This window comes from Enterococcus sp. BSD2780061688st2 D3 (assembly GCF_005844145.1).
GTDB classification, from domain to species: domain Bacteria; phylum Bacillota; class Bacilli; order Lactobacillales; family Enterococcaceae; genus Enterococcus_B; species Enterococcus_B durans.
In genome coordinates this window covers 26,493-52,703 of the sequence record NZ_SPHN01000007.1, presented here as the reverse complement: position 1 = coordinate 52,703, position 26,211 = coordinate 26,493, and the positions used below count along the sequence as shown (strand labels likewise).

General features: G+C 38.4%; 21 protein-coding genes. 1 reads left to right on the top strand and 20 read right to left on the bottom strand.

Annotation, left to right across the window (positions count from 1 at the left end; translation table 11 throughout):
• Window positions 1-122: 122 nt before the first annotated feature.
• The 16 genes from FGQ66_RS07250 to FGQ66_RS07175 form a co-directional block, all read right to left on the bottom strand.
• Entirely contained in the window at window positions 123-1,145 is a 1,023-nt protein-coding gene (locus FGQ66_RS07250; RefSeq protein ID WP_138302066.1) for a sugar kinase, read from the bottom strand.
• A 29-nt stretch (window positions 1,146-1,174) separates the two neighbouring features.
• Window positions 1,175-1,822 carry a bifunctional 4-hydroxy-2-oxoglutarate aldolase/2-dehydro-3-deoxy-phosphogluconate aldolase gene (locus FGQ66_RS07245; RefSeq protein WP_138302065.1) on the bottom strand — a complete coding sequence of 216 codons (648 nt, stop codon included), beginning with the start codon at window positions 1,820-1,822 and terminating at the stop codon, window positions 1,175-1,177.
• Between the two features lie 205 nt (window positions 1,823-2,027).
• Window positions 2,028-2,834, bottom strand: coding sequence for a gluconate 5-dehydrogenase (locus FGQ66_RS07240; protein ID WP_005877919.1), 807 nt, complete (start codon window positions 2,832-2,834; stop codon window positions 2,028-2,030).
• 670 nt (window positions 2,835-3,504) lie between these two features.
• Window positions 3,505-4,623, bottom strand: a complete 1,119-nt coding sequence (gene wecB / locus FGQ66_RS07235; RefSeq protein WP_138302064.1) for a non-hydrolyzing UDP-N-acetylglucosamine 2-epimerase — start codon at window positions 4,621-4,623, stop codon at window positions 3,505-3,507.
• 149 nt (window positions 4,624-4,772) lie between these two features.
• The gene (locus FGQ66_RS07230; RefSeq protein ID WP_138302063.1) at window positions 4,773-6,332 is read right to left on the bottom strand and encodes a phospholipid carrier-dependent glycosyltransferase; all 1,560 of its coding nucleotides are present in this window, start codon (window positions 6,330-6,332) and stop codon (window positions 4,773-4,775) included.
• Window positions 6,329-7,630, bottom strand: a complete 1,302-nt coding sequence (locus tag FGQ66_RS07225) for a glycosyltransferase (RefSeq protein WP_138302062.1) — start codon at window positions 7,628-7,630, stop codon at window positions 6,329-6,331. The genes FGQ66_RS07230 and FGQ66_RS07225 overlap by 4 nt, the downstream gene beginning before the upstream one ends.
• A gap of 547 nt (window positions 7,631-8,177) precedes the next feature.
• Window positions 8,178-8,918: a tRNA pseudouridine(38-40) synthase TruA gene (gene truA, locus FGQ66_RS07220; protein WP_005877929.1), complete on the bottom strand. Its 741-nt coding sequence runs from the start codon at window positions 8,916-8,918 to the stop codon at window positions 8,178-8,180.
• Between the two features lie 72 nt (window positions 8,919-8,990).
• Window positions 8,991-9,626, bottom strand: coding sequence for a DUF998 domain-containing protein (locus FGQ66_RS07215; protein WP_138302061.1), 636 nt, complete (start codon window positions 9,624-9,626; stop codon window positions 8,991-8,993).
• 213 nt (window positions 9,627-9,839) lie between these two features.
• Window positions 9,840-11,279 (bottom strand): response regulator transcription factor, encoded by a 1,440-nt coding sequence (locus FGQ66_RS07210; protein WP_138302060.1) that lies wholly within the window; start codon window positions 11,277-11,279, stop codon window positions 9,840-9,842.
• Window positions 11,254-13,011: a sensor histidine kinase gene (locus FGQ66_RS07205; protein WP_138302059.1), complete on the bottom strand. Its 1,758-nt coding sequence runs from the start codon at window positions 13,009-13,011 to the stop codon at window positions 11,254-11,256. The genes FGQ66_RS07210 and FGQ66_RS07205 overlap by 26 nt, the downstream gene beginning before the upstream one ends.
• Window positions 13,004-13,618: a YesL family protein gene (locus FGQ66_RS07200; protein ID WP_113846492.1), complete on the bottom strand. Its 615-nt coding sequence runs from the start codon at window positions 13,616-13,618 to the stop codon at window positions 13,004-13,006. The genes FGQ66_RS07205 and FGQ66_RS07200 overlap by 8 nt, the downstream gene beginning before the upstream one ends.
• Before the next feature lie 216 nt (window positions 13,619-13,834).
• Window positions 13,835-15,289, bottom strand: coding sequence for an ABC transporter substrate-binding protein (locus FGQ66_RS07195; protein WP_005877944.1), 1,455 nt, complete (start codon window positions 15,287-15,289; stop codon window positions 13,835-13,837).
• A 38-nt stretch (window positions 15,290-15,327) separates the two neighbouring features.
• The gene (locus FGQ66_RS07190; RefSeq protein ID WP_138302058.1) at window positions 15,328-16,248 is read right to left on the bottom strand and encodes a carbohydrate ABC transporter permease; all 921 of its coding nucleotides are present in this window, start codon (window positions 16,246-16,248) and stop codon (window positions 15,328-15,330) included.
• A 12-nt stretch (window positions 16,249-16,260) separates the two neighbouring features.
• On the bottom strand, window positions 16,261-17,208 hold the full coding sequence (locus FGQ66_RS07185) for an ABC transporter permease (RefSeq protein ID WP_005877947.1): 948 nt from the start codon (window positions 17,206-17,208) through the stop codon (window positions 16,261-16,263).
• Window positions 17,209-17,469: 261 nt separating this feature from the next.
• A complete protein-coding gene (locus FGQ66_RS07180) occupies window positions 17,470-18,195 on the bottom strand; it encodes a pseudouridine synthase (protein ID WP_138302057.1) in 726 nt (241 codons plus the stop codon).
• A gap of 75 nt (window positions 18,196-18,270) precedes the next feature.
• Window positions 18,271-19,917 carry a putative polysaccharide biosynthesis protein gene (locus tag FGQ66_RS07175; RefSeq protein WP_138302056.1) on the bottom strand — a complete coding sequence of 549 codons (1,647 nt, stop codon included), beginning with the start codon at window positions 19,915-19,917 and terminating at the stop codon, window positions 18,271-18,273.
• Between the two features lie 310 nt (window positions 19,918-20,227).
• On the opposite strand from FGQ66_RS07175, the gene FGQ66_RS07170 reads away from it, so the two are divergent.
• Entirely contained in the window at window positions 20,228-21,730 is a 1,503-nt protein-coding gene (locus tag FGQ66_RS07170; RefSeq protein ID WP_138302055.1) for a UDP-N-acetylmuramoyl-L-alanyl-D-glutamate--L-lysine ligase, read from the top strand.
• A 283-nt stretch (window positions 21,731-22,013) separates the two neighbouring features.
• Here FGQ66_RS07170 and celB read toward each other — a convergent pair whose 3' ends face one another.
• Genes celB through FGQ66_RS07150 form a run of 4 tightly spaced genes read right to left on the bottom strand, consistent with a single transcriptional unit; the run spans window position 22,014 to window position 26,210 of the window.
• On the bottom strand, window positions 22,014-23,360 hold the full coding sequence (gene celB / locus FGQ66_RS07165) for a PTS cellobiose transporter subunit IIC (protein WP_005877960.1): 1,347 nt from the start codon (window positions 23,358-23,360) through the stop codon (window positions 22,014-22,016).
• A complete protein-coding gene (locus FGQ66_RS07160; RefSeq protein ID WP_138302054.1) occupies window positions 23,360-23,878 on the bottom strand; it encodes a hypothetical protein in 519 nt (172 codons plus the stop codon). The genes celB and FGQ66_RS07160 overlap by 1 nt, the downstream gene beginning before the upstream one ends.
• Before the next feature lie 13 nt (window positions 23,879-23,891).
• Window positions 23,892-24,218 carry a PTS cellobiose transporter subunit IIA gene (locus FGQ66_RS07155; RefSeq protein ID WP_081134143.1) on the bottom strand — a complete coding sequence of 109 codons (327 nt, stop codon included), beginning with the start codon at window positions 24,216-24,218 and terminating at the stop codon, window positions 23,892-23,894.
• Between the two features lie 12 nt (window positions 24,219-24,230).
• Window positions 24,231-26,210, bottom strand: a complete 1,980-nt coding sequence (locus tag FGQ66_RS07150) for a BglG family transcription antiterminator (protein ID WP_138302053.1) — start codon at window positions 26,208-26,210, stop codon at window positions 24,231-24,233.
• Between the last annotated feature and the right edge of the window lies 1 nt (window position 26,211).

Below are 26,211 nucleotides of genomic sequence, written 5' to 3'. Positions count from 1 at the left end.
ATTTAGCATAAAGAACAAGTTTACGCGAATAGTTGGTTTCTATTGGGATTATTGAAAAAGACTTTGGCGATATCCACTCAGGAAATATCATCAAAGTCTTTTTTTATAATAGAATGAATGTCTTATCTAGATAAACGTGCGCCATTCCCATTTTGGGCAACTTGATTGATTTCTGCTTCTGAAACTAAATTCAAATCTCCAGTGATCGTCAACTTCAAGACACTGGTAGCTAAAGCAAATTGGATCATTTTTGCTTCATCAAATCCGCTAACAAGTCCATGGATCAAGCCAGCACCAAATGCATCGCCGGCTGCTACACCTTCCATGACATGCATATTATAAGTCGTAGTTTCGTAAAATTTGCCTTCTGACAACAGTAGTGCCGTCCATTGGCTATCTTCTACTGAATAGATATTTCTCAAAATACTTGCAACTTTCTTACAGTTCGGGAATTTTTTTGTCACTTGCACCATTGCTTTTTTAAAGGTTTCTTTTTGATCGATGCCTCGGGAATCATCACCATCGAACGCTTTGATACCTAAAGTTGCTTCAAAATCTTCATCATGTGCAATACAAACAGTGACAAATTCCATGATTTTAGAAATCGTTGCTTGCGCTTGTTCTGGCTCCCACATCTTACGGCGGTAGTTCAAATCAGAAATAATCTCAATCCCATGTTCTTTACAATATTGACAAGCTTCCAAGACGATTTGTTCCAACTCTTTAGAAATTGCCGGAGTAACCCCTGAGAAGTAAAAGTAATCGACATCTTTAAAAATTGCTGGCCAGTCAAATTCCGTTGCTTTGACCTGCGCAAATGAACTATAAGCCCGATCATAGACAACATTCGTTGAACGGATACTTGCACCTTTTTCAAAGAAATAGATCCCTAAGCGATCACCGCCTCGCAAACATTTTGCTGTATCTACTCCATATTTTCTCAACGTATTTATAGCGCTCTCCCCTAAAAGATTTTCAGGAAATTTAGATAAGTATTCTACTTTATTGCCTAACAACGCTAAGGAAACGGCTACATTTGCTTCCGCTCCACCGTATGTGGCTTCAAAATTTTGTGTTTGCAGAATTCGTTCATTGGTTGGCGGTTTCAGCCGTAACATCATTTCCCCAAAAGTTAATATTTTCATCTTTCATCCACCTTTTCGTTTTTTATCTGTTATGCCTTCCGAATGCTCTTCAATTTATCGGCATATTGTGTGGCTACTTCAGTCACTTTTTCGAAATCGCCTGTAGCAGCTGGTGCTAGTAGGTTGCCGCCAACGCCTACAGCAACGACACCTGCAGCAAACCAATCCTGCATATTTGCAAGGCTGACACCACCAGTTGGCATGATATTCAAGTGAGGGAGTGGCGCTTTGAATGCTTTGACAATGCTAGGACCAAAAGCACTGCCTGGAAATAATTTGACGATATCTGCACCATAAGTGAGTGCTGTTTTCATCTCTGTAATGGTCATACACCCTGGTAAGTATGGGATTTGATATAAGTTACAAATTTTAGCTGTTTCTTTGTCAAAACAAGGGCTGACAATGAATTCCGCTCCAGCCATGATAGCTAATCGTGCGGTTACTGCATCAAGTACAGTACCTGCACCAATAACGATCATGGGATCTTTTTCATAATTTGCAGCTAATTCTGCAATCGCATGATCAGCATTTGGAACTGTAAACGTCAATTCGATCCCAGTGATTCCACCTTTAACAATCGCATTGCTTGCCTTGATTGCTTCTTCCACAGTTTCCCCACGGACAACTGCGATCACTCCGGCATTTTCTAATTTATTTAAAATAGCTGTTTTTTTCATAATTTTCTCTTCTTTCTATTTATCTGTTCGCCACACCAAAACCAATCACTTATTTGCATAAAATATTCGCCAATACCCACGATCGCGCCTTTAGAAAATACCTTTATTCACTTATTCACAAATCATTTTTAGTACTAAGCCTTAAACTTCCAAAAAGAACACGTTTTTTGAAAGATCAAGGCTCACTATTTTTACTATTTGATATTTATGGTTGTTTACCGATGTATGCCAAAATACCACCGTCTACATATAAAATATGCCCGTTAATAAAATTGGAAGCGTCTGAAGCAAGGAAGACTGCAGGACCTTGTAAGTCATCTGTATTTCCCCAACGCGCAGCTGGTGTTTTAGAGATAATAAATTGATCGAATGGATGACGAGAGCCATCAGCTTGGAGTTCTCTTAATGGTGCAGTTTGCGGTGTAGCAATATAACCAGGGCCAATTCCGTTACATTGGATATTCGCATCCCCATATTCAGAACAGATGTTACGAGTCAGCATCTTCAATCCACCTTTTGCAGCAGCATATGCACTTACTGTTTCGCGTCCTAACTCACTCATCATCGAACAAATATTGATGATTTTTCCGTGCCCATTTTTGATCATTCCTGGGATGACCGCTTTAGAGACAATAAAAGGCGCATTTAAATCTACATCGATCACTTGTCGGAAATCTTTAGCACTCATTTCTAACATTGGAATTCGTTTGATGATGCCAGCATTATTCACTAAAATATCAATCAAACCAACCTCATCTTCTACTTTCTTGATGAAATCAGTAACTGATTCTTCATCCGTCACATCACAAACATATCCATTTGCAATGATCCCATTTTCCTTATAAGCGGCAATTCCCTTATCAACTAATTCTTGTTTGATATCATTGAATACAATCGTCGCACCTGCTTTTGCAAAAGCTGAAGCAATCGCGAAACCGATTCCATAGGAGGCTCCAGTGACTAATGCTACCTTTCCTTTTAAGCTAAATGAATCTAACGAAAAACTTGACATAAAAATTCCTCCTCTTTTTAAATTTCTTATACAGAAATTATAATTACCTATTAGGAAATCACATGTTTATTATAGGACTAGGTTTTCCCTTTTGCAATCGCTTTTCAATTAAATAATCGAGGTTACGCTTTTTTTGATTATCCCTCTCCATGAAACCGTTATTCCATTTAAGTTCTTCCTATACAAAAAAAATATAAAATAACCAAAATCCTTAAACGGTCTTGTTTTTTACCTATCAGAATAAAAAAATACACAAAAAAGAGGTTGGGACAGAAGTGTTTAACTCCGAGAAATAAGAAGAAATTCACGAAAATTACTTTTCAAATTTTTTTGAATTTCGGCTTATTTAAGAAGGAGTTGCTTCTGCTCCCACCGTTTATTCGTTTTTAAAGAATAAGACAAAAGTGTTTCTAACTTTTGTCCCACGCTCTTGGAACAATTCTAAAAATCAGTTCTGCTACAGATTCTAGAATAAACGGCGTCCAAAAGTCAGGTTTTTCGGAAATTTCAAAAAAACGAGCAATACAAAAAGCGTATTGCTCGTTTTTTTCTCCAATTCCTCAAACCGAAACAACTTTTGTCTCGACCTCATTACAAATTTATTTAGTTTGATTCGTTCACTCTTTTTAGCGATTAGATGGTTTCATAAAATGACTTCTCCAAAGTTTTTTCACATCGCTACTTTTACCTCGGAAAAGGCTGCACTGATGATTTCAATAATCCGTTCACTCGCATGACCATCACCGTAAGGATTTTCTTTTTGAGACATTTCTTCCTGGATTTCTGGGTGCAGCAAAATATTTTTTGTTTCTTCATAAACAGATGTTTCATTGGTTCCAATCAGCTTGAGTACACCAGCTGCGACACCTTCTGGTCTTTCCGTAGTATCTCGCAACACGAATACGGGCACGCCTAATGATGGTGCTTCTTCTTGGACACCGCCAGAATCAGTCAAAACTAAGTAACTATGGGCAGCAAAATTATGAAAATCAAGTACATCCAGAGGTTCGATCAACTCGACATTTTCTAAAGAACCTAAGATTTCTTCAGCTGGTAGGCGTACTTGAGGATTCTTATGCATAGGGAAAATAATCGACACATCAGGAAATTCTCTCGCGATCTTAGCCAATCCCCTGAAAACATTGCGCATCGGTTCTCCGATATTTTCGCGGCGATGCATCGTCACTAAAATAATTTTTTTATAATCTTTAGGCAAACGCGCATGCTGATAATCCCCTGTAATCGTATAATTCATTGCGTCAATTGCCGTATTTCCAGTAACAAAAATCTGACTTTCTGGATGATTTTCTTTTAGTAAGTTATCCCGACTTAAATTAGTTGGTGTAAAGTAAAAATCGGCTAATACATCTGTCAATTGCCGGTTCATTTCTTCGGGAAAAGGCGCGTATTTCTGCCAAGTACGCAACCCAGCTTCCACATGACCGATTTTTATTTTTTGATAAAATGCTGCTGTTGCTGCGGCAAAAGTAGTAGTAGTATCGCCGTGGACTAAAACCAAATCTGGCTTTTCTTTTTTAAAAATCGGGAAAAGTTGTCGTAATATTTTAGTAGTGATATTAGTCAATGTCTGGGTGGTACTCATAATATCCAGATCATAATCAGGGGTTATATCAAAAATTTCTAAGACTTGATCCAGCATTTCGCGATGTTGAGCAGTAACTGTGATGAGTGAGTCAAAACGCGGATCATTTTCGAGAGCTTTTACTAATGGGGCCATTTTGATTGCTTCTGGTCGAGTACCAAAAACAGACATTACTTTTATTTTCATAAAATCACTTACTTTCCTACTTGAATAATTTCAAAAATAAACGCTACTGATTATTTTCCAAAAACTTGTACAGTTAAAACTACTAGATCATTACACGATGATATCAAAGTAAAAACATGTCGTGTAACTCTTATCCTAAACTCACCCTGTTATTCTTCTTTTATTTTTCTCAGGCTGTTGTTTTTTGAATAAAAACCAAGAGCTACAAATGAGGTCAAAGACAAATATAGCGGTACTTGATAACGTGATTGGATTTCCACGATCAGGTAAAAAACGATGATTGCTACATAAAGCATTTCAAAATAAAACAATCCATTGTCATTGTGGGAAGAAAGTCGTGGATGTCTATTCCAAAACAGTCTTTTTAGTAAAGCTAGTAAACTTGCGGCAATGAATAGCAATTGATTGCTAGTGATGATAGCATCCCAGATCTTGACACTCTTTTTTTGAATAAATACTTCATCTGAAGGATATAATTTGATATTTTGATAAATCAAACGTACCCAAGTTTCATCGGTCGCAAAATTTTTCATTTTTGCTTCTAAAAAACCTGTCCATTGTCCGAATGTTTTCCTTTGCGCAAATTGATTGTCACGATACTGGATCAAGTATGTTTGCATCTCATCAAATCGTTTGGCTTGGCTGATTGTTGTATCTTCTTTTATTTTTTCTAGTTGCTCGATGATTTTTTCATTGTACATACCATTTTTGTCACTATTTTGACCTGTAGCGATCGTGTAATCGATCCCTACATTGGCATTAGCCACCGGTAACTGATACCACAAGCGATCTAGCTGAGTTTGAAATCCGCTGACCACCAGAAAGGCTCCTAAAATAATCGCGGAGGTAGCGATCCTCTTTTTAGCCGAGTAACGCTGTGATGCTCGATCATTTCCATAACTAAAAATAGCGTATAAAAAGTTCGCAGCAGCAATGATCAACATCATCGGGCGAAATAGATTTCCCACGAGCAGACTAGCAATCACTGCAGCAGTAAACGCCCAATATTGGCGCGTAGTCCGCTCATATTCAGGCCTAAATAGTTTGTTGAAGAAGAAGACACTCAATAAAACAAAGGTTAACCAAAGAGGTTCAGCACCGATCAATCCACTGTAGATATAATAATTCGGGATCAAGTAAAAAAGTAGGGCAGCGATGATGCCTGCACGTTTTCCACCCCAAAATTCAATGATGTAGTAAAGTAAGATTGCATCAAGAAATGTCAACGTGATATTTAAGAATTGTAAAACCAAAACATTTTTCATTACTACCCAATAAAAAGCCCCAAACAGCGAACCAATATGCAAAACATGCGGATAAATCAAATCTAGATCCAACATTCCTCGTTTAAGCAATATAGGCCAGCTAAAGCCCGAAGCTCTGAGATCGGCTAACACATTGTAAGACCACATATCTGATACCGGTTCAAGTGGATAGATAAATATCATGATGATTTTAGGTATAGTCAGAAGAAACAATACCAGCAATAGCCAGCCTAAATAGTTTTTCTCTAACACTTTACTGATTTGTATGATCGCGATGAAAACACCAATACTAATTACACCGCCTATCACCAGCCATAGCCAATCAGCACGTGCATTTTCAAAATAAGCTTGCCACACGATCCAAAGAGAATTTCCTAAGACTACAAATGTCAAACACAGACCAAAATAGTGAACGATTTTTTTTAACCCTAATTCTTTTTTCACTTTACTTCCCCCAGTTCTTTGGAAGATTGACTGCCATCGTGACTGGTTTTTTCCCAATTGTTTTTACCTATCACTAAACGGAAAAAAGCGATGTAAGCTACTGGTGACAACAGCCATGTATACAAAAGATTGCCATAAGCAAACTTTAAAATCGATAGTTTATTATCCAGTGTTTTATCCACTTTTAACACATAGGCAGTCGAATAATACACTGTAAACGCAATGAGTCCGTTGATCAGAAGGATGCCACAAAAAATGAAAAAAGTAGATAACGGATAATGGAAGAATAGAATGATCATTACAATGATCGATACCAATGATGATGGAAAAATCAGCATCGAAAAAAAGGCAGAAATCATAAAAGCCACAATATCCGATTTTAATTGCGGACTGATCATTTTACTTTTGAAAACAGATTTTGTGTACCGAAAAAAGCATTGCATGCCGCCTTGACACCAACGAACACGTTGCTTGATCAACTTGTGATAACTCAAAACTCCTTCCTGTGGGACCAGTGTTTGGGATAAGAAACCACCATAATACCCTTTCAATAAACCATTGATAGAAAAATCCAAATCATCTAGCAATGTTCCTCGCCAACGAATTTCACTAGTCATTTTCAATGTCATGAATTGCCCATTTCCACTTGCCAAAGCTGAACCCCAATCGTTACGAATAATCTGTGACAACAAATTGATAATCTCAAATTCAAATTTTTGCATCAATGTTAAAAAGCTGTTGGCATTGACGATTTGAACGCCAGTTTGGATCAAATCATAGTTGGAATGAATAAATGCTTGGTAAACATTTGAAAAGAGTAAACTATCCGGGGTACTGTCACTGTCAATGACCCCAACGATTGTTTTATTTTCATCTAGACCTAGCGTTTCGATCCAGTCTAATCCTGCATTTAATGCTGCTCCCTTCCCTTCTTGTGCATCAGGTAGTTCTCGTGTAATCACTTTCAAATTTTGATGTCCCTGATAATCAGCAAGTACTTCGGCGGTTCCATCTGTTGAAGCGTCATTGATTACCACCAAGGTAATGGGAATCGCTTTTTTTAACTCGTTACTGATTTCCACTAAATTCTCAATCATCGCCCCGATTGTTTCCTTTTCATTTAGCGTAGGTATGAGGACAAACATTTTATCAAACGAACGTAAAACTTCTTTGACATAATGTTCTTTTGAACGTTTGTGGCGTAGGGCTAAAAAAAGCTCCCATATCCCGTAACCACTAACGGCAAACAATGAAATAAGCAATGGAATAAACAGATAGTTGACATGTAACTGTGACATAGGTTATTTCCTCCATAATTGAGACATACCATTTTTAACTTTGTGATTATTTCATGGTGCGTTGTGAAAAAATTTATGAAATAAGTTGTCCAGTTAATCCCTCATAAAATCGCCTTCTTATTATGTATATACAATATACTTACTTTGTGTAAGCCATTATAATCCTAGTCACTTTTTTCCGCCAGAAAAAATACTTTTTTCACAAAATCCGGAACATTGGTAGCGCTTCAATAAAATCAATTAGGAAAAATTATTCAAATAAGCGAAAGAAAAAGGAAAAAAAGCGAAAGAAAAAAATAGGCAATTTTAATGGGAAAAGAGTGGTACACAGCTAATCATATGTTGAATTTTATGCCGTTTATTTTCCTTGATCTATGACACGTTTTATTACAAGGAGAACAAAATCATTCTTCTCTATATACATGTACAATTTTTCACGATTCAATGCAAAATAGAACCTCCTAAAAATAGTGATCACTACTTTCGGGAGGTCCCATTGACTTTTCGACTTATATTTTTTACAAGCGCACTTGTATATTTATTCTATTTATTGATAATACACTTCATCTAGAAATAGACCTTGCGCAGGCACTGTTTCACCCGCTTGCTTTCGTATTTTGTTTTCAAAAATCTCATCGATTTCTGTGACTTGCATTTTGCCTGTTCCGATATCCAGCAAAGTTCCCATGATGATCCGCACCATCTTGTACAAGAAACCATCACCTACAAATGTAAAGTGCAACATTTGTCCTTCTTGTTCGATCGATAGTTCTTGAATCGTCCGAACCGTTGATTTTTTCGTCTTTTTCAATGCCGAAAAACCAATAAAATCATGTGTGCCTTCCAATTTTTGGCAAGCTTCCTTCATTTTAGCAAGATCTAACGTTTGGGGAAAATAAAAACTATGATTGCGTTCGAAAACTGTTGGAATTGTTTCATTCCAGACATAATAGCTATATTTCTTACCTTTTGCGTTGTAGCGTGCATGGAAACGTTCAGGCATTTCTTCGATTTGTTTCACCACGATATCTCTTGGCAGATAGCGATTCAAAAAAGCAAGCATTTCCTGTAATGCCATCTCCGAGGAAGTTTTAAAGTTTGCTACTTGTCCCCTCGCATGTGTTCCAGCATCTGTTCTGCCAGAACCAATGATTTCGATTGTTTCACCAGTCATCTTTGCTAACGTTGCTTCAATTTTTCCTTGGATCGTTTTATCGTCATCACCTAGCCGTTGCCAACCAGAGTATCGTTTACCATCATATTCGATCGTTAATTTTATGTTTCTCATCTAAATTTATAAGCTCCCTCATGGAATTTTTTATGCCTTAGTCGATTCATCTTATCATTTTGAAACTCAAAATCAAGGTTTTATTTGCAAGATACTTAATATTCCAATCGGCAAATAATTGAAGAAGAAACTAAGTCGTTGCCAGAAACCTAATTGATTCAACAGTGGCAACCGATTCACCCCAGGTATCCTAGCTAAACCGTACCCACTAGCAACTAAAAAGCTAATGATCGTCAACCCCAAAAAAAGCTGACTGAATTGCGTATTTCCCATTGTACGATAAATGAGAAAAACAATTAAGGGAAAGAGTAGGAAACCAGCATAACCGATCCCTGAACCTATATTGTGGACCCAAGTTGACAGATTCCATGAGGATTCGTTCGTATCCACACTGAATAGTCCAGTAAAAATACAGTCACATACCCCATAAAAACCAATAGCTGCAGCTAGTATCAAAGCCAATGGCCTTGATGCCGCTACAAAAGTCTGATACACAGCAGGAAGTGCTAGAACAAAGAAACAGCCTGAAACAACTGACCAAATCAAAAAGGCTTTTCTAACAGGACTGCCCACATCGCCAAAAACACTGATCACTGTGGTCATTTGATTTAATTGAGGATAGAAAAACCCTAAAATATAGGGTGTCAAAAAATCACTCACGACACCCGCCAATAAAAAATAAAAACCATATCTACGTAAAAATTCCATATTCTCCCTCTTCTCGTCTCTAAGAAAAACAATCTCAACCAGTTCATTTAAAGATTGCCTTACCTTACTCTATGGAAATTGTATCTAACTATGGAAAATTAGACAAGTTTCACTATATTCAGTTTTAGCTATATCTTTTCTTGAAATTGTTCCTAACAAAAAGGAGCCCAAGCGATTGCCTGATACTCCATTTCATCAAATGCATTAATTTGTTCAACCTCGTTCTTCTCGGTAATCTTTTGGAGATTTGCCTACGATCTTCTTGAATAGTTTAGAAAAATAAGTCGTGTTATTGTAACCTATCTCAGCAGATATCTCATTGATATTCTGATTGCTGTGGAGGAGCAGCCACTTTGCCTGTTCGATACGCAAATGATTGAGGTAGGCAGAAAAACTTTTTTTCGTTTCTTTCTTGAATAATTGTCCAAGATACATGACATTCAAATGCAAGTTCTCGGAGACATCTTTCAAGGTCAATGGTTCTTTGAACTGTTCATGTAAAATCGAGATCACTCGCTCAACATTCTCACTATATTTCTTTTGTTTTTGTTGAGCTTTGATCAGAGACAGCAATAATTCATGGAGTTCTTGCACTGTTTTAGCCTGATTGATGTACTGTATCCCTTTGAAGTATTCCTCATCTTCTAAACTGATCAATTCTCTTTGGATATCCATGAACAGTAAGAAGCTAAAATGCCGGATATCTTCTGGCGTCATGACGGCTGTCTGAAACTGCTCAAAAAAATCGGTCACCATCTGTTGTGCTACGTCCAGTTGACCACTTTGAAGTGAGCGGCTAAACGAAGAAAAGTCAATGGCCTGTTCTTCCGCTGCGGCTTGCTCTGCAAAAAAGATTTGTTGGTCTTTCTCCCCATAAAACTGGTGTAGCTGTAGATTATCCTTTGCATGTTGGTAACTTTCAGGTATCTTATCTGGATCTGCTGTTTCATCCCCTATACTGATGAACCACTCTTGATCGGTACACTGGTTTTGGATAAAACGGCAAAATCTTGAAATAGCTGTTTCATTCAGCAACAGCGTAAATAAAAGCATCTCACCGAAATTTCGTTGTGAATAAAAGGACTCTTGCTGATTTCTCAGCCACTCATAGACTGGTTTTTCCATCGTCCGTGGGAGTTGGGCCAATAAAATACGTCTTTGCTCTCCCCCTATTTTTGCTAACAGCTCTTCTTCGCTTGATTCATCAAGTTCCTCATTGAGCCATTGACTAAAAAGGACTTCTTGATAAATCTCTTGCTGGTTTTTTTGCTCATTTTGTTGATCTAACCGTTGCTTCACTTTTTTCAGGCTGTCACTTAGTTCTGCTTTATTGACTGGCTTCATCAGGTAATTGACCGCACCTAGTTGCATCCCGCTCTTTAGATAATCAAATTCCTGATAACCAGAAAGTATCATAAATTCAAATGTATGGTGTTCTTTTTGTGCCGCTTCGATAAATTCAAGACCATTCATCTCAGGCATCGTCACATCTGTTATGACTAAATCGATTTTCTGGTTTTCTAGTATTGATAGTCCTTGCATAGCATTTTCGGCAGTTGCTACCACTTGAAATCCTAAACTTGACCAGTCAATGATCTTTTTTAGTCCAGTCAAAATCATATATTCATCATCTACTAATAACACTCGATACATCTTTCTTCCCCTTTTCCTTGAATGTGATAGTAACCGTTAGACCTCCTTCTTTATTTTTTGTCAATCTCATTTGATAACTGCTGCCAAAGCTAGCACGCAACCGTTCATTGACATTTTGCAAACCAATCGACTGGTAAAGTTCGACTTTGGGTTGTGCCAGTCTAGCTTCGATCTCTTCAATGCGTTCTGGTGTGATCCCTTTACCGTTATCTTTGACGACGATCATTACTCGCTGCCCTTCATGAAAGACTTTGACACTCAATGCATTATCAAAACGAGTAAAGTCGATCCCGTGTTTGAAATAATTTTCGATCAAAGGTTGGATCACAAACTTGGGCACTTCGATTTTTTCTAGCTCAGGAGCAAGAGAAAAATGATAGGCAATGCGGTTCGGATAACGCATTTGATATAAATAGACATACTTTTCACAAAAATCCAGCTCTTCTTTTAAACTGATCGTTTTTTCCTGGTTTGTATTGTTCCGTAACAACGCCGAAAATGCGTAAACTACATCAGCTAGTTCTTCGCTTCCTTCACTTAGGGCATACATTCGGATATATTCCAGTGTATTATATAAAAAATGCGGGTTGATCTGCGCTTGCAGTGCACGCATATGCGCATCTTGTTGTTTGATTTCCAATTTATAGATGTCTTCCACAAACTGATTGATACTATCTAGCATTTCATTGATACCGACCGACAGATCCTTCAATTCATATTCTGTCAAAGTAGTATCGATGCGTGTATCCAGATTTCCTTTCGCAGTTTCATCCATTGCGGACATCACGATATCCACTTGTTGCGAATAACGTTTGAACGTGCGGTACAAAAAGTAAAGGAGGACGCCATCTAAAATGATCACTCCAACCACTAAAGGTGCAAGATTTCTGGCAATTGCCTGCCGAACAGACTGGCGATCCAAAGTAGCTAATACTCGATAATCATCTGGCAATCGCTGATAGCGGACAAAGTTGCGCTGATTCAACTCTTCGATCGGCAATGTAGAATTTTTTTGGAGGCTCTTTAGGATCGTCTGCTCTTGCATCGTCAATACTGTTTTAGGCATACCCTTGTCATGGAAAGTATAGAGCCGATTCGTCGTTCCTGAAATCATATACAACGACAACCCGTTGAAAGAATTCAGGCTTTCCAAGGTAGCGTCCAGTTCTTGTTTATCAAAGCCAACAAAGATACTCCCTACTTCACTCCCACCTTGTGTGATGGACAGTTTAATATAAAATGCATCTGAAAGCTTTGGCGTACCACTGTGAATAGTACCTCCTTTGTTCACCCTTGATGATTCAAAGTATTCAGGCAGTTGGCTAAAAACGACATACAAAGTACTGACTTCTTCATAATTCACATAGATATCCCGCATTTGATTGGGAAAGGATTGAAAATCTGCTATGTTTTGCTGTTGGTCATAGGCATACATCAAATACTGATCGATGGGTTTGGTCAAGTAAGTGGTCGCATTCTCGATTTTTTCTGAATTTCCGAATAACTGATCTTTGATGATTTTACTTAGGGTAGTTTTGTCGTTCAGTGTCCGACTTGTGCTTTGCAGTGCTTCATTCGTCATTTGTTCTGCTTGTGCTTGTGTTTGCATCCAAGTATGGACACTAATGATCCCTGTCGCTAACATCGTCAATAAGATCATGACCAGCGCATACTTTCTCAGCAACCGATTCAACAATGTCCCCTTCGCAAATAAGATACGTAGCTTACTCATAGCTTTCCAAGTGCGTGTCTAACTTTTCACGCCACTGTTTGGTCACCAAGCCGTTCCAAACGGTGAGCAGTCCGATCAAACCGAAAAGAATCAATCCCTTATAATTCCAAGTGATCCAGAAAATGATGCCCCCGCCGATCAATAATTTTAAAAATGCGGGAAAACTAGAAAAACTAGAGACAAAACTTAATTTTAGTAAATTAGGCAGTGAGATTTCATATTCGCTATCTAAGATCAAACTATATTGATACGTTGCATAAGCATAAAGCAAGGCAAAAATAAGTACAAAATCGATCACTAAAAACAAGATTCCCTTGATTTGAACGGATAGATACAAATTATAACCAAGCAAAAGTGCAACGACTAAAAATAAACCAAACAACAGATTTCCTCGCTTAAACGATTGCTTGAAAATTTTCCATCCCCGCTTAAACGTAATTTCTTTATACTCAAACTCGTACGTATAAAATAGTTCATTCACAGCCTTGCATGCTGGACCAATCCCTAGAACGATCCCTCCAAGTACTGTGTATGCCCAAAAATATAACGTCAGTTTCATAACGACCCAGACTCTGATAAATAATGTTTCCAATGCTTTCCCTAACATAACTATCCCCTCCAAGAACGACTTGTATTCCTTTTCATTATACAAGAGCAACGTATAAGTAAACCACACTTTTTCTACGATACCCTAATTTATTTTTCTTTTTATAAACGTTTACTTTACTAAAAAATAAGCAGAATCAACCAAAAATCTGAAGTGCAATTTTCGGAAAAATTCTGCTTATCTTTAGGAGCTTAGCACTTTGACTTAGCTTCTTATTTATTTACTTTCTTTTTGAAATGCATCGTATTGTTTTTGCATTTCCGTCAATACTTTGTCATAACCTGCTTTATCTAAAGCATCCATCAATTTAGGTAATGTTTCATCTGGATCAACTGTTCCTGTATTCAAGCCATCCAAATATTGGTTCATGACATTTGAAATGTTACTCATTTCTGTTTTCACGTTATCTGTATTGAAGCTGAATCCTAAGATTGGTGATACTTCTGCATCCGCAATCGATTGATCTCTTTTAGCGATCATTTCATCTGTGATCGTGTCTTGTGTGTAAAGGATCTTGTTGTTTCCTGTATTCCAAGCAGACATATGCATATTTGGTTGGTAGCCATCTAGCAATTTGATCTTGTCATTGCCATCTTTCTCCCATGCATCGCCTTCGATTCCCCATACTAAGCCATTCAACAGTTCTGGATCACTGTTTAGCAATCCCAAGAATTCAACTGCTTTTTCTTTGTTTTTAGAGGTATTAGAAACAACGAAGTTTGCCATTTGTGCTTGTGCTGTTGATTTCAATGGTACAGTGATTGCTTTTGAAACCAATTCTTGTTTTGCTGCATTCGTTAAGATCGTATCACCATAATCGTAAGGTCCTTGTGTTTCTCCACGCATCAACCAAGTGTTTCCTTCTAAAGGATAATCTTTGTTGCTTGTTGCAGCATCACTTGGGATCAATCCTTGTTTGTACCAGCTGTGCATCGTACGTAACATTTCGACAAATGATTCATTTTCATATTGATTGATGATTTTTGTTTTATCTCCGTTCAAGTCAACAGCAAACGGTGATACATTTCCTAATGGATAATCGAAATCTCCTTGGACTCTGAACCCCTGTCCAATCGCAAACGCTGCTGTGTTTGGTTCTTTTTCGTGGAATTCTTTCAAGACTTTTTCTGCATCTGCATATGTTTCAATTCCATCAATAGATAAATTGTATTTATCAAGCAACGGTTTATTGAATGTCAATACTTGTTGGGCAAAGACATTCCCGTTAACTGGCATGGCATACAATTTCCCATTGACTAAGTTTCCTTTTATATATGCCTCATCTAAAGAGTCATACGCTTCTTTTGCATATTTTGGTGCTAGATCTGTTAAATCAGTGAATGCGCCTTTTTGAGCGTTCGATACATAGTTATTGGCATAAGCAATATCATAATTTTCACCTGACGAGATGATGACGTTCATTTTTTTCTCGTAATCGCCCCAGCCAATGTAGTTGATATTCACTTTCACACCGATTTTATCTTCAATTCTCTTATTTGCGACATCCATCAATTGATCAAAATTATCTGGTTTGTCCCCAATTTGATACATTTGTAGCGTGGTTGAGTCACTTGCATCGGCCTTATCTTTTGAACCTGATCCGCAAGCTGCCAACGTTCCTACCATCAGTGCGGAAACCCCTGTAAAGGCTAGTTTCTTCCATAACTTCATTTTTCTTCCTCCTAAATAAGTTTTTATTTTTTGTTGCATTATTCTTTTACTCCACCAATCGTTAAACCCTTAACAAAATGTTTCTGGAAGAATGGATAGCTGATTGCGATCGGCAATGTTGAGATAACGACGATAGCCATTCGAGCTGATTCTCCCGGAACAGAAGCAAGTCCGCCTGATAATTGACTCCCCGCTCCTGAATTTTGTGTCAAATATTGAATGTTGCTTTGGATCTTCATCAATAAATACTGTAAAGGAACTAACTTATCATCTTGGATGTAAAGCAAGGCATTAAACCAGTCGTTCCAATACCCTAAGGCTGCGAATAAACTAATAGTCGCAATCCCTGGAATCGCTAAAGGTAAAACAATCTGAACAAAAATCCGTAATTCAGTCGCCCCATCGATCCTAGCTGATTCAATGATCGAATCAGAGACTGAACGCTTGAAGAAGGTACGCATCACAATGATATTGAATGGGCTGACCGCCATCGGTAAAATCAATGCCCAGATGGTATCTTTTAATTGTAAAAGGTTCGTCATGACCAAGTAGTTCGCTACCATCCCTGGTGAAAACAGCATGGTGATCAAACAAAAAACGGTAAAGAAGCGACGGAATGGAAAGTTCGATCGTGAAATCGCATATGCGTATAACGAAGTTGCGGTACTGTTGATCAACGTTCCTAGTACCGTTACGAGAATCGTCACGAACAAGGCTTGGAAAATCTTATCTTGCATTTGCCCGAAAAGATAAGTATAGCCAAATGTACTGAATTTTTCTGGCCAAAAGCTATATCCGTGTGTGGATAATGCTGATTCGTCGGTAAAAGAAATGGCAATAACAAACAGAAATGGCAAGATACAAGAAAGAGCAAAAATTGCAATCAATATATTGGAGAAGAAATTCGCTGTTTTATTAAATGAGCGAATTTGGACTCGTTCAACTTTCTTTTTTTTCATTTTTTCTCCCCCTTAGAACAATGCAGATTCGCTATCGAAGCGACGTGCAATCGTATTTGTGATCATCAATAAGACAAACCCTACAACCGATTGATACAGGCCAGCTGCGGCAGTCATCCCAAAGTCACCTGTAGAGGTCAAGCCATTATAAATATAAGTATCCAACACTTGTGTTACATCATAAAGTGCCCCCGAATTTCTCGGAATATTGTAGAACAAACCAAAGTCTGCACGGAAAATGTTTCCGACAGCTAAGATCGTCAGGATCGTCATTAATGGTACTAATTGAGGCAGTGTCACATGCTTGATCTGCTGCCATTTGCTTGCGCCATCGACCATCGCTGCTTCATAGTAAGTTGGATCGATCCCCATTACTGAAGCAAAGTAAATGATACTGTTATATCCGATACCTTTCCATGTTCCAATAAAGACTAAGATGAATGGCCAATACTTCGGTTCGTTATACCAATTGATTGCTTCGCCACCATGTCCCGTGATCCATTGGTTGAAGATCCCTTTATCCGGACTCAAGAAAGCGTAAACAAAATAGCTGATAATGACCCAAGATAAGAAATATGGAAGTAACGACATCGTTTGATAGACTTTTACTAAACGTTTATTTCTCAACTCACTCATGATGATAGCAAATACAACGGAAATCAATAAGTTTAATAGAATAAATGTCACATTATATAGAACGGTGTTTTTAGTAATCAAGAAAGCTTGATCCGAAGAGAATAAAAATTTGAAATTGTCCCAACCGACCCACGGACTCTCTCGTAAACTAGCTAAAAATCCGTCAGCTGAAATATGGAAGTTCTTGAAAGCTACAACATTGGCTAATACGGGGATATAAAAGAAAAAAATCATCCAAAGCATACCCGGGATCGCCATAAAAACTAATGCTTTATATCTCCATAAATTAGCAAAAAAATGATTTAACCCCTTTCTCTTTTTCATCTTAAAACTCCTTTCATGTCATTCACAACGCAATTATAGCGCTTACAAAAACAAGAATAAATAAACAAACTATAGATAAAATGAAACAAATTATAGAGAAGTTGTCGGATAGACGTGGTTCACTCTGAGAAATAAGAAGTGATTTATGGTAATTACTGCTGAACGAATGCTTGCTAAAATCGATGGATGCGACAATACAGCTAAGTTGATTGTAAAAAAGCAGAACATCAACGATGGCGCTGACATCCTGCTTTTCTCACTTTATTTATTCTGTTCTTGCAACTGGAGCAATTCATTTTCTGTCAGTTCCCGGTATTCGCCGTTGTCTAATGACTCTGGCAATAGGAAGCCACCCATGCGAAGCCGTTTTAAGTAGGTCACTTCTTTGCCGACTGCCTGTACCATTCTTTTTACCTGATGGAATTTTCCTTCATGAAGGATCAAGCGGATCGTTGACGTTTCTTCTTCATGATCGACGGAATCAATGAATAATTGTGCAGGTAATGTTTGCTCCCCTTTGTCAATGACTAGTCCACGTGCGAAACTGTCAATATCTTCTTCTGTCATCACACCTTTGACCTTCGCAAAGTATTCTTTTTCTACATGTTTTTTAGGTGAGAGCAACCGATGGGCCAATTTTCCATCATTGGTGAGGATCAATAATCCTTCGGTATCTTTATCCAAACGTCCTACAGGAAAAAGATCTTCTCGATAATCCTCATCACTTAACAGATCCATCACTGTTTGTTCATAGTTGTCTTGTGTCGCTGAAATGACACCTGCAGGCTTGTTTAAGACATAATAAAAATCTTTTTGATAGACTAACGGTTCATCCAGATAAGTGATTTGATCGTCAAATTCCTTCACTTGGAATTTATCACTTTTGATGACTTCTTCATTGACTTTTATTTGTCCTTTTTTGATAAGCACTTTTACTTCTTTACGACTGCCGATGCCGACTTCTGCTAAAAATTTATCTAAACGCATAGACTCACTTCCATTCTTTCATTGAAAAAGGAGTTAACGATAATGACACGCATGATCTTTAACTCCTTTGATTGGTTATTTGATTCTTAAACGATGACGTAACCGGATCATGCTTGGTCCTAATAAGCGTTCTGCTAATCGAAGTTTAAGGGCGAGGTAGGCATAGACAAAACCACCTACTCCTGCAACCAGTAAGATCAACAACAGGGATTGGAACTTGCTTTCTTGGCTCAAGAAGAGGCCGAAAAACAATTTTGTGATCCACGCTGCAAGTAACATCATCATTGTCAGGATAAAGATCAGTAAGGTTCTTCGCCAAACGAAACTTGGTTTAAAATGAGCGACTTGGTGGATTTTTTTCAAAATCAACGTACATGATACGGCAAAGCCGATCATCGTTGCAAATAAAGGACCGTAGACTTCGAATAGACGAATCATTGGGTACTGCAAGACCAGTTTTACGACAAAGCCGATCGCTAAGTAACGGATAGCAGCCGCATTTTCAAACATTCCTTGTAGCATATTGGAAACAAGCATATAAAGCCCTAAGAACAGACCGGCAAAACTTGCTTGGATCAATACATGACTGCCTAATCGATCTGGGGTATAAAACAAAGTATTCAGCGGGTAAGATAAAAGCATTACCCCAAACGTCGCGGGAAACATAAAGAAAGAGAAGAGTTGGAGGTTCCCACTCGTTAGTTTGGCTAGTCCTCGGTGGTCTTTCAATGTCACCGCTTCTGTGATCAATGGTAATCCAGTAGCTGCAATCGATGTCGCTAATGCGATCACGACCATTGTCAGCTTATCGGGGTTTGCACTAAAGATCGAAAAAAGATCTAACAACTGTGCTTTAGAGTACTCGGTAGTGGCAGACATGATTTTGATAAACGTAAACTGATCCACTAATTTAAAAATCGTCACACCAGAACCAACGATGATAAATGGGATCGCTTCTTTGATCGTATCTACCAGTAATTCTTTCGTTGCGATATTTACTTGATTATTGCTGTACTGCACACGGGCAGAGGAATAGCGTTGGTGTTTTTTCAAAAAATAAAGCAGGACGAGGATACTTGCCACCATTCCGATAAATGCGGCAAATGTCGATTGCGTAACTGCAGTGACATAATCCCCCTTCATGACCTTCATGATGATAAACGTCGTGAGTAACAAATAAAAGATCCGCGCCACTTGTTCAACGATTTGTGAGAGCGCATACGGCATCATTTCCTGATTGCCTTGGAAATATCCACGGATCACACTCATACAAGGAAAGACGAGGATAGCGATACTGAGCGAACGCATCGTCGGAATCAGGTCTTCCCCACCGCCAGAAGCATGTGCCAACCAAGGAGAAGCCACATACATAAATACGGAAAATATGATACCTAAGACACCCATCATCTGTAACGCTCGAATAAACAACTTCCGAGAAGTACCATATTCATTCAATGAGTTGTAACGAGCTGTTTGTTTGGCGATTGCAGCCGGTATCCCAGCCGTAGAAATCAGTAAGAACAATGCATAGATATTGTAGCCCATATTGAATAATCCATTGGCAGCTTTCGCATTTTCACCCATCCAGGCATACCATGGAATAATATACACAGCCCCAAGCAAGCGAGAAATGATATTGCTGGCAGTCATCCAAGCAGAACCTCTTGCCATCTTCTCTTGTGGGGACAAATCTTCAGTTGCTGATTTTCGTTGAGTATTCATCGATTCGATTCCAACTTTCTACAAAGCATTACCCCTATTTTAATTGCAAAAAGCAAAACTAGCAATCTTTTTTGTATGGATTTCCTGACAGCACCTTCAAAATAGATAGCGTTTTCTTATATCGCTGCTTTTTTATTTTTATATGTAGGAGATAAAATGGAACATTCGAAAAATCATCTTGCAAAATTTTGAGAACTCCTCGCTACATCCTGTGAATTTTCCTACCTGCCTTTCGTCATTCTAGCAAGTTGCCTTGAATGTGCTATAATGAATCAAGAAATCCAACGAAAATGAAGTGAGGGATGATCCAGTGAACTTCTCTTTAGAAGATGTCCGCAACTTATTATTAAAAGAAAACCTATTAAAAGAATTTGTTTCTGAAAAAGGGTGGCATTTAGACGCCCCTGATCAGTTTACCTTTAGAAAATTATGCTATGATTCCCGGCAAGTCGATGCCGAGACTTTATTTTTCTGTAAAGGATTAAACTTTAAAGAAGACTATTTAACAAGTGCCGTCTCACAAGGATTGCTGTATTATGTAGCAGAACAACCTTACGAACAGTCGGCAGTCGGCATCATCGTGACCGATATCCGGAAAGCAATGGCGATCCTTTCTATGGCATTCTACGGCTATCCACAAAATGATCTGCAGGTGATCGGTTATACTGGGACAAAAGGCAAAACCACTGCTGCCTACTTTACTAAAGCGATCCTAGACCATACAACAGCGAACAAAACAGCGTTGCTTTCCACGATGAATACAACACTGGATGGAAAAACGTATTTCAAATCTCATTTAACAACGCCGGAATCCTTAGATCTATATCGTATGATGGCCGAAGCTGTAAATAATGGGATGACCCATTTGGTGATGGAGGTTTCTTCTCAAGCTTACAAGACACAACGTGTTTATGGACTAACTTTAGATGTAGGGATCTTTTTGAATATTTCACCTGACCATATCAGCCCAATCGAACACCCGACATTCGATGATTATTTTTATTGCAAACGTCAGTTGATCTTAAATTCAAAGCAAGTGATCTTGAACCATGAAAGTGATTATTTTGATTTGCTGAAAGAAACAGCTACTGTCTATGGTATTCCTGCCATTGTTTATGGTCGTTCCACACAAGCAGATTACGAAGTCAAAAGTTTAAACGACGGGACCCATGCCTTCCAAGTGATCAATCATCATGGTAACTTAGCGATCGATACGACTTACACGATCAAATTAGCTGGTGATTTCAATCAAGAGAATGCGACTAGCGCGATCATTGCGGCAGCATTGACTGGTGCCTCTGCCACAGATGCGCAACAAGGTCTAAAAGAAGCCCGTGTTCCTGGACGAATGGATCAACTTGTACAAAAAAATGGCGCCCACGTTTACGTAGACTACGCCCATAACTATCTAAGTTTGAAAACCTTGCTCGAATTTGCTAAAAAGGAACATCCTAAAGGGAAAGTCATTGTTGTGCTAGGAAGTCCAGGCAATAAAGCCATTTCTCGCCGGCATGATTTTGGAAAAGTTCTATCTGAAACAGCAGATATCGTCTTCTTGACCGCAGATGATCCTGCATTTGAAGATCCACAAAAGATCGCAGAAGAAATCAATGAAGCAATCACTAATCCTGATTTAGACGTCCATTATGAAATGGACCGCCCAACGGCAATCAAAAAAGCCCTAGCGAAAAGTACCTCCGCAGATTCAGTTGTCATTGCTGGGAAAGGTGTTGACCCCTATCAAAAAATCAATGGGGTCGATGTTCCGTATGAAGGAGATTACGAGGTCGTCAAACGATTGCTTGAAGAGTAAAAAAAAAGAATGGCAACCCTAAAAATCAGGTTTGCTACAAACTCTCGAATAAACGAAAGTCCAAAAGTCAGGTTTTTCGGAAATTTCAAAAAAAAAACGAGCGTGGAACAAAACTAAAAATCAGTTTTGCCACAGACTCTAACTCCGAATAAACGGTGGGAGCAGAAGCAACTCCTTCGGAAATAAGCCGAAATTAACAAAAATTTGAAAAGCAATTTTCGTTAATTTCTTCTTATTTCTCGGAGTTAAACACTTCTGTCCCAACCTCTTTTTACAAAATTTGTTATTCAGCTGCTGCTAATTCAGCAGCTTTTTCTCTTTCTTCTGTCAACAATTTGTTGTCGTAGAATTTGATGAATGGCAACCAGATAAAGAAGGCAAGGATTGCGCATAGTACAGCTAACACAGCCGCTTTCCAGTCACCACCACTACCAACGAAGGCTCCGATACCAACTGGTGAAGGCCAAGGCATTTGTGCTAACATTGGTTTTACGATCTCAAATTTGATTGCGAAATAAGCAAGTGAAGCAGACGCCATCGGTGCTAGGAAAAATGGAACAGCTAAATATGGGTTATACACGATTGGCATCCCGAAAATAATCGGTTCGTTGATATTAAAGATTCCTGGCACCAGTGAAGCTTTCCCTAACACTTTTAATTGATCGGATTTTGCTAAGAAAGCAATGAAAATGATCAATCCTAATGTCGCTCCTGAACCGCCGACTGTTACATAAGAGTTGTTGAACTCTCCAGCTAGTGGGAAGTTAGCACCTTGTGCATTCGCTGCCATATTCGCTAACACGATTGGGGTCAAGAAGGAAGTGATGATATTTGCCCCATGGATCCCCACGATCCATAACGCATGGATCAAGAAATAGATGACCATGATCCCTAGCCAAGTATTTGTCAACTGCGTAACGAAACCAAATGGGATCGAGATCATTTTAAAGATATCTGTGCCTAATACAATCAAAAGTCCGTTAACGATCATTACAGCAAATGCAATGACAAAAGTAGGAATCAATGCAGTAAATGAACGAGATACACCTGGCGGAACAACATCGGGCATCTTGATGACCCAATTACGTTTGACACACATACAATAAAGTTCAACAGCAATGATCGACATGATGATCGCTGTAAAGATACCTGAAGTGCCTAAACGTTCAACAAATGCGCCCATCCGTATACCACTGACTACAGTTTCAGTATCTGTCACACTTGCAAGCAAGCGAACTTTTCCATCGCTCAAGCCCATTTCAGGAATACACATGAAGAAGGCGAAGACGGATAATAATGCACCTGTCAGCGGATTGACATTCAATCCTTGTTCTTCTTTTTCAATCGAAGTCAGTTCATAAGCAAAAACAATAGCAAAATAAATGGATAAGATCCCCATCGTCATTGTATTAACGATCATATATAAATCACTGACTTTGAAAAAGGTACTATTGAAAAAACCTTCAAGAAACGGAAATGGTAACGGTAAAATATTCAAAACCAAAAACATGGAACCTACGATCGTGAATGGGATAGACGCCATCCCAGCCGCCATGACAGCACGAACGATTTTAAACTGAGCGATTTTCCCCATTGGACCCATTAAGTACTTCTGCAAAAAATTAAACATTAGTTACTCTCCTTTCCTAAATACGCTGCTTGTTCAAATGTTTTGATCCTTTGATACTGACGATCTTTGTTTACCTGGATGCTTTCCAAACGTTTATGACACAGAGCACAAATCAGGCACCCACTCCCTAAAAATACGATCATCCCTAATTTCCCATATAGATTATCGACCATAAACGGAAACATTGAAGTATAAAACGGCGTAAATAATAGACCGCAGAGTAGCCCGTTCATGATCCCTTGCCACTTAAAGTACCGTTTTGTTCGTGGCACAGTGTTTTGATGTTGTCGATAGAGCCGGATTTGTTCACCCACAGCAGGTAAGATCAAACCGATTAGTCCAATCGGAACAATCAGAAAAATACTTTTGCTGACTAATAGAATAATCAACCAGTAAAGATTCATAAAAAAGAAGCCCGCTGTTAGATAACGAATGATCAGATAACGATTGAAATACATGATTTTCAAACTAAACTGTTTTTTCTCTATTACCAATTGTTTTTTTTCTGCATCTCCCATCTTACTTACCCCTTTATGAATGTTTTTGATACAGATACGCCATCTCAGTCGCCACTTCCAGTAAGGTCATCGTTGTCATCAAATGGTCTTGTGCATGAACCATGATGATCTCCATTTCGATTTTTTGTCCACTGGCGTATTCCTTCAATAAGTTCGTTTGTGCTTTGTGCGCCTGTAAAATCTCCTCATTGGCTTTGGTCAGCTGTTCATCTGCCTCTTCAAATTTTCCCTGACGCATGTCTTTGAACCCTTCATGAATCAACGTTCTTGCATTTCCGCTATGAAGAATGATATCGAAAGCGGTTACTTGCAACTCTTCACTACTGATAGTTTCAGACATTTTTTCTCCCCCTTACTCGACCATTTGGCTAAATTGATCATTAAAATTGTGAAATGTAGGTGTTGCTAAAATATGGTGCTGTAAATCAGTCCGATCAATAAATCGGACGATTGCTTTGGTCACTACAGTAATCCCTTCGTTTTCAATAAAAGAAGGTGAAACTAAAAATACAAACTGGATGTCTTCATGTTCATCCCAAGTCATGCCTCCTGGAATAAGGGCAACCGCGATTTTCGTAGTTGCTCCGATAGGAATCGCAGGATGAGGAACAACGATATTCTCACTAAAGATGATCTGCCCCATCTTCTCCCGTCTCTTTATTTGTTCCGTCATTTCAAAAAGATATTCATTTGCTTCTTCTTGTCCTAAAAGTTGGAGCAATTCTTGGATTACTTCTTCTTTTGTTGGTTGTTGTGCATAGACAGTGAACCATTTTTCCGAAAGCAACTGTTGGTAGTAGTGTTGCTTTTTCTCAGCTGGTAAACTGATGCTTTCCTTCTTTATACTCTGACAAGGCAGACATTCAGCAATCGTTTCACGAATTTTCTGAATATCTTGGCTATTCAAAAAGACACTGACATGCAAAACTGGTATTTTGAAAAATATGGTAGATAAATCAATCGAAGAGATGATCATATCGGCTTCTTTCAATACAGCTTCATTGATTTCGTAATATCCTTTTACATTCGTTACGACAATCGTTTCACCAAATTCGGACAACACTCGATTTTTGAGTAATTGGGCACTGCCGTAGCCAGTTGCACAAATGATCAATGCATGGATTTTATGCGTGGACTTGATTTTTTCCAATGCTGCCATGATATGCAGCGTTAGATATGCCCACTCATCGTCATTGATTTCATAATTACTTAGTAACGGCATTTGGCTAAAAAGCTGTTTTGTTTGTTCAAACGCTTGCCGATCTTCTTTCATTATTTCTTCTTTCAACGGATTTTCTAGCGTGATTCCTCGTTCTAGTCGGACGAGCATGGGTGCCAAGTGATTCAGCAAGCCGTTTTTCAGTTGATGGTCTTCATTCAATGGGCGATGAAAAAATTGAGCGAATTGATTCAATGTAACGGTTAATTCTGCAAGAAGTTCTTGATCGGTCACCTTTTCCTCTCGATTCGATTTTGCCATCAAATGTAGCGCTAGATAAAACACCTCTTCTTCTGGAAATACTACTTGCATTACTCGTTCGATTCGCGCCATTATATTTTTCGATACCTGAAATTCTAAGCGACTCGCAATATCTTCGGTCAATGGGATGCCTTCGATGTGAAACCCTTCTCTGACACGCTTGATCGCTAATGCTAAATGCAGTGTTAAATTTTGGATGATAAAATCCGATACTTTTAGATTCACTTCTCTTATCTCATCCAAAATGATGATCACTAACTCTTCAATGTTGATTTCTTTAAAAAAGTGACTCGTTCCTAAATATTCTTTGAGTGAATTGGTATAATGGTTCCCAAAAAATATATCCATGATAAAATGACGTTTGTCTTGCTCGTGCCCCTCGATCCACATTCCCTGATGCGGTTTCGAAATGATTCTCAGTGCATAGGGCAGTAATTTTTTCTTGATTTCATGAATATCATTGACTAGACTTGAACGACTGATGAATAATTCATCTTCTAAATCTTCAATGAAGATGGCTTCATCTTCCAACAATAACTTATTCAAAAGATACTTTTGCCGATCTTCTGATTCAAAAAATTCTGTGACTTGCAGATCACTACGAAAAGCAACTTCCCTTTGCTTCAAAAAACGAGAAAATTCCAAGTGATCAAAGATTTCTAGTTGGTAGCCCTGTCCCTGTTTTGCAGATAGTTTTCCGCCATGCTCTTCCACTTCATCTTTGATCACTTTCATGTAATTACGGATCGTTCGATCAGATAAAGATAATTCAGATGCGAGACTCCGACTGGTGACATATTCTCCTTGATGGTCGATCAACTGTCTCAATAACAATTTTTCTATCTGTTTCATC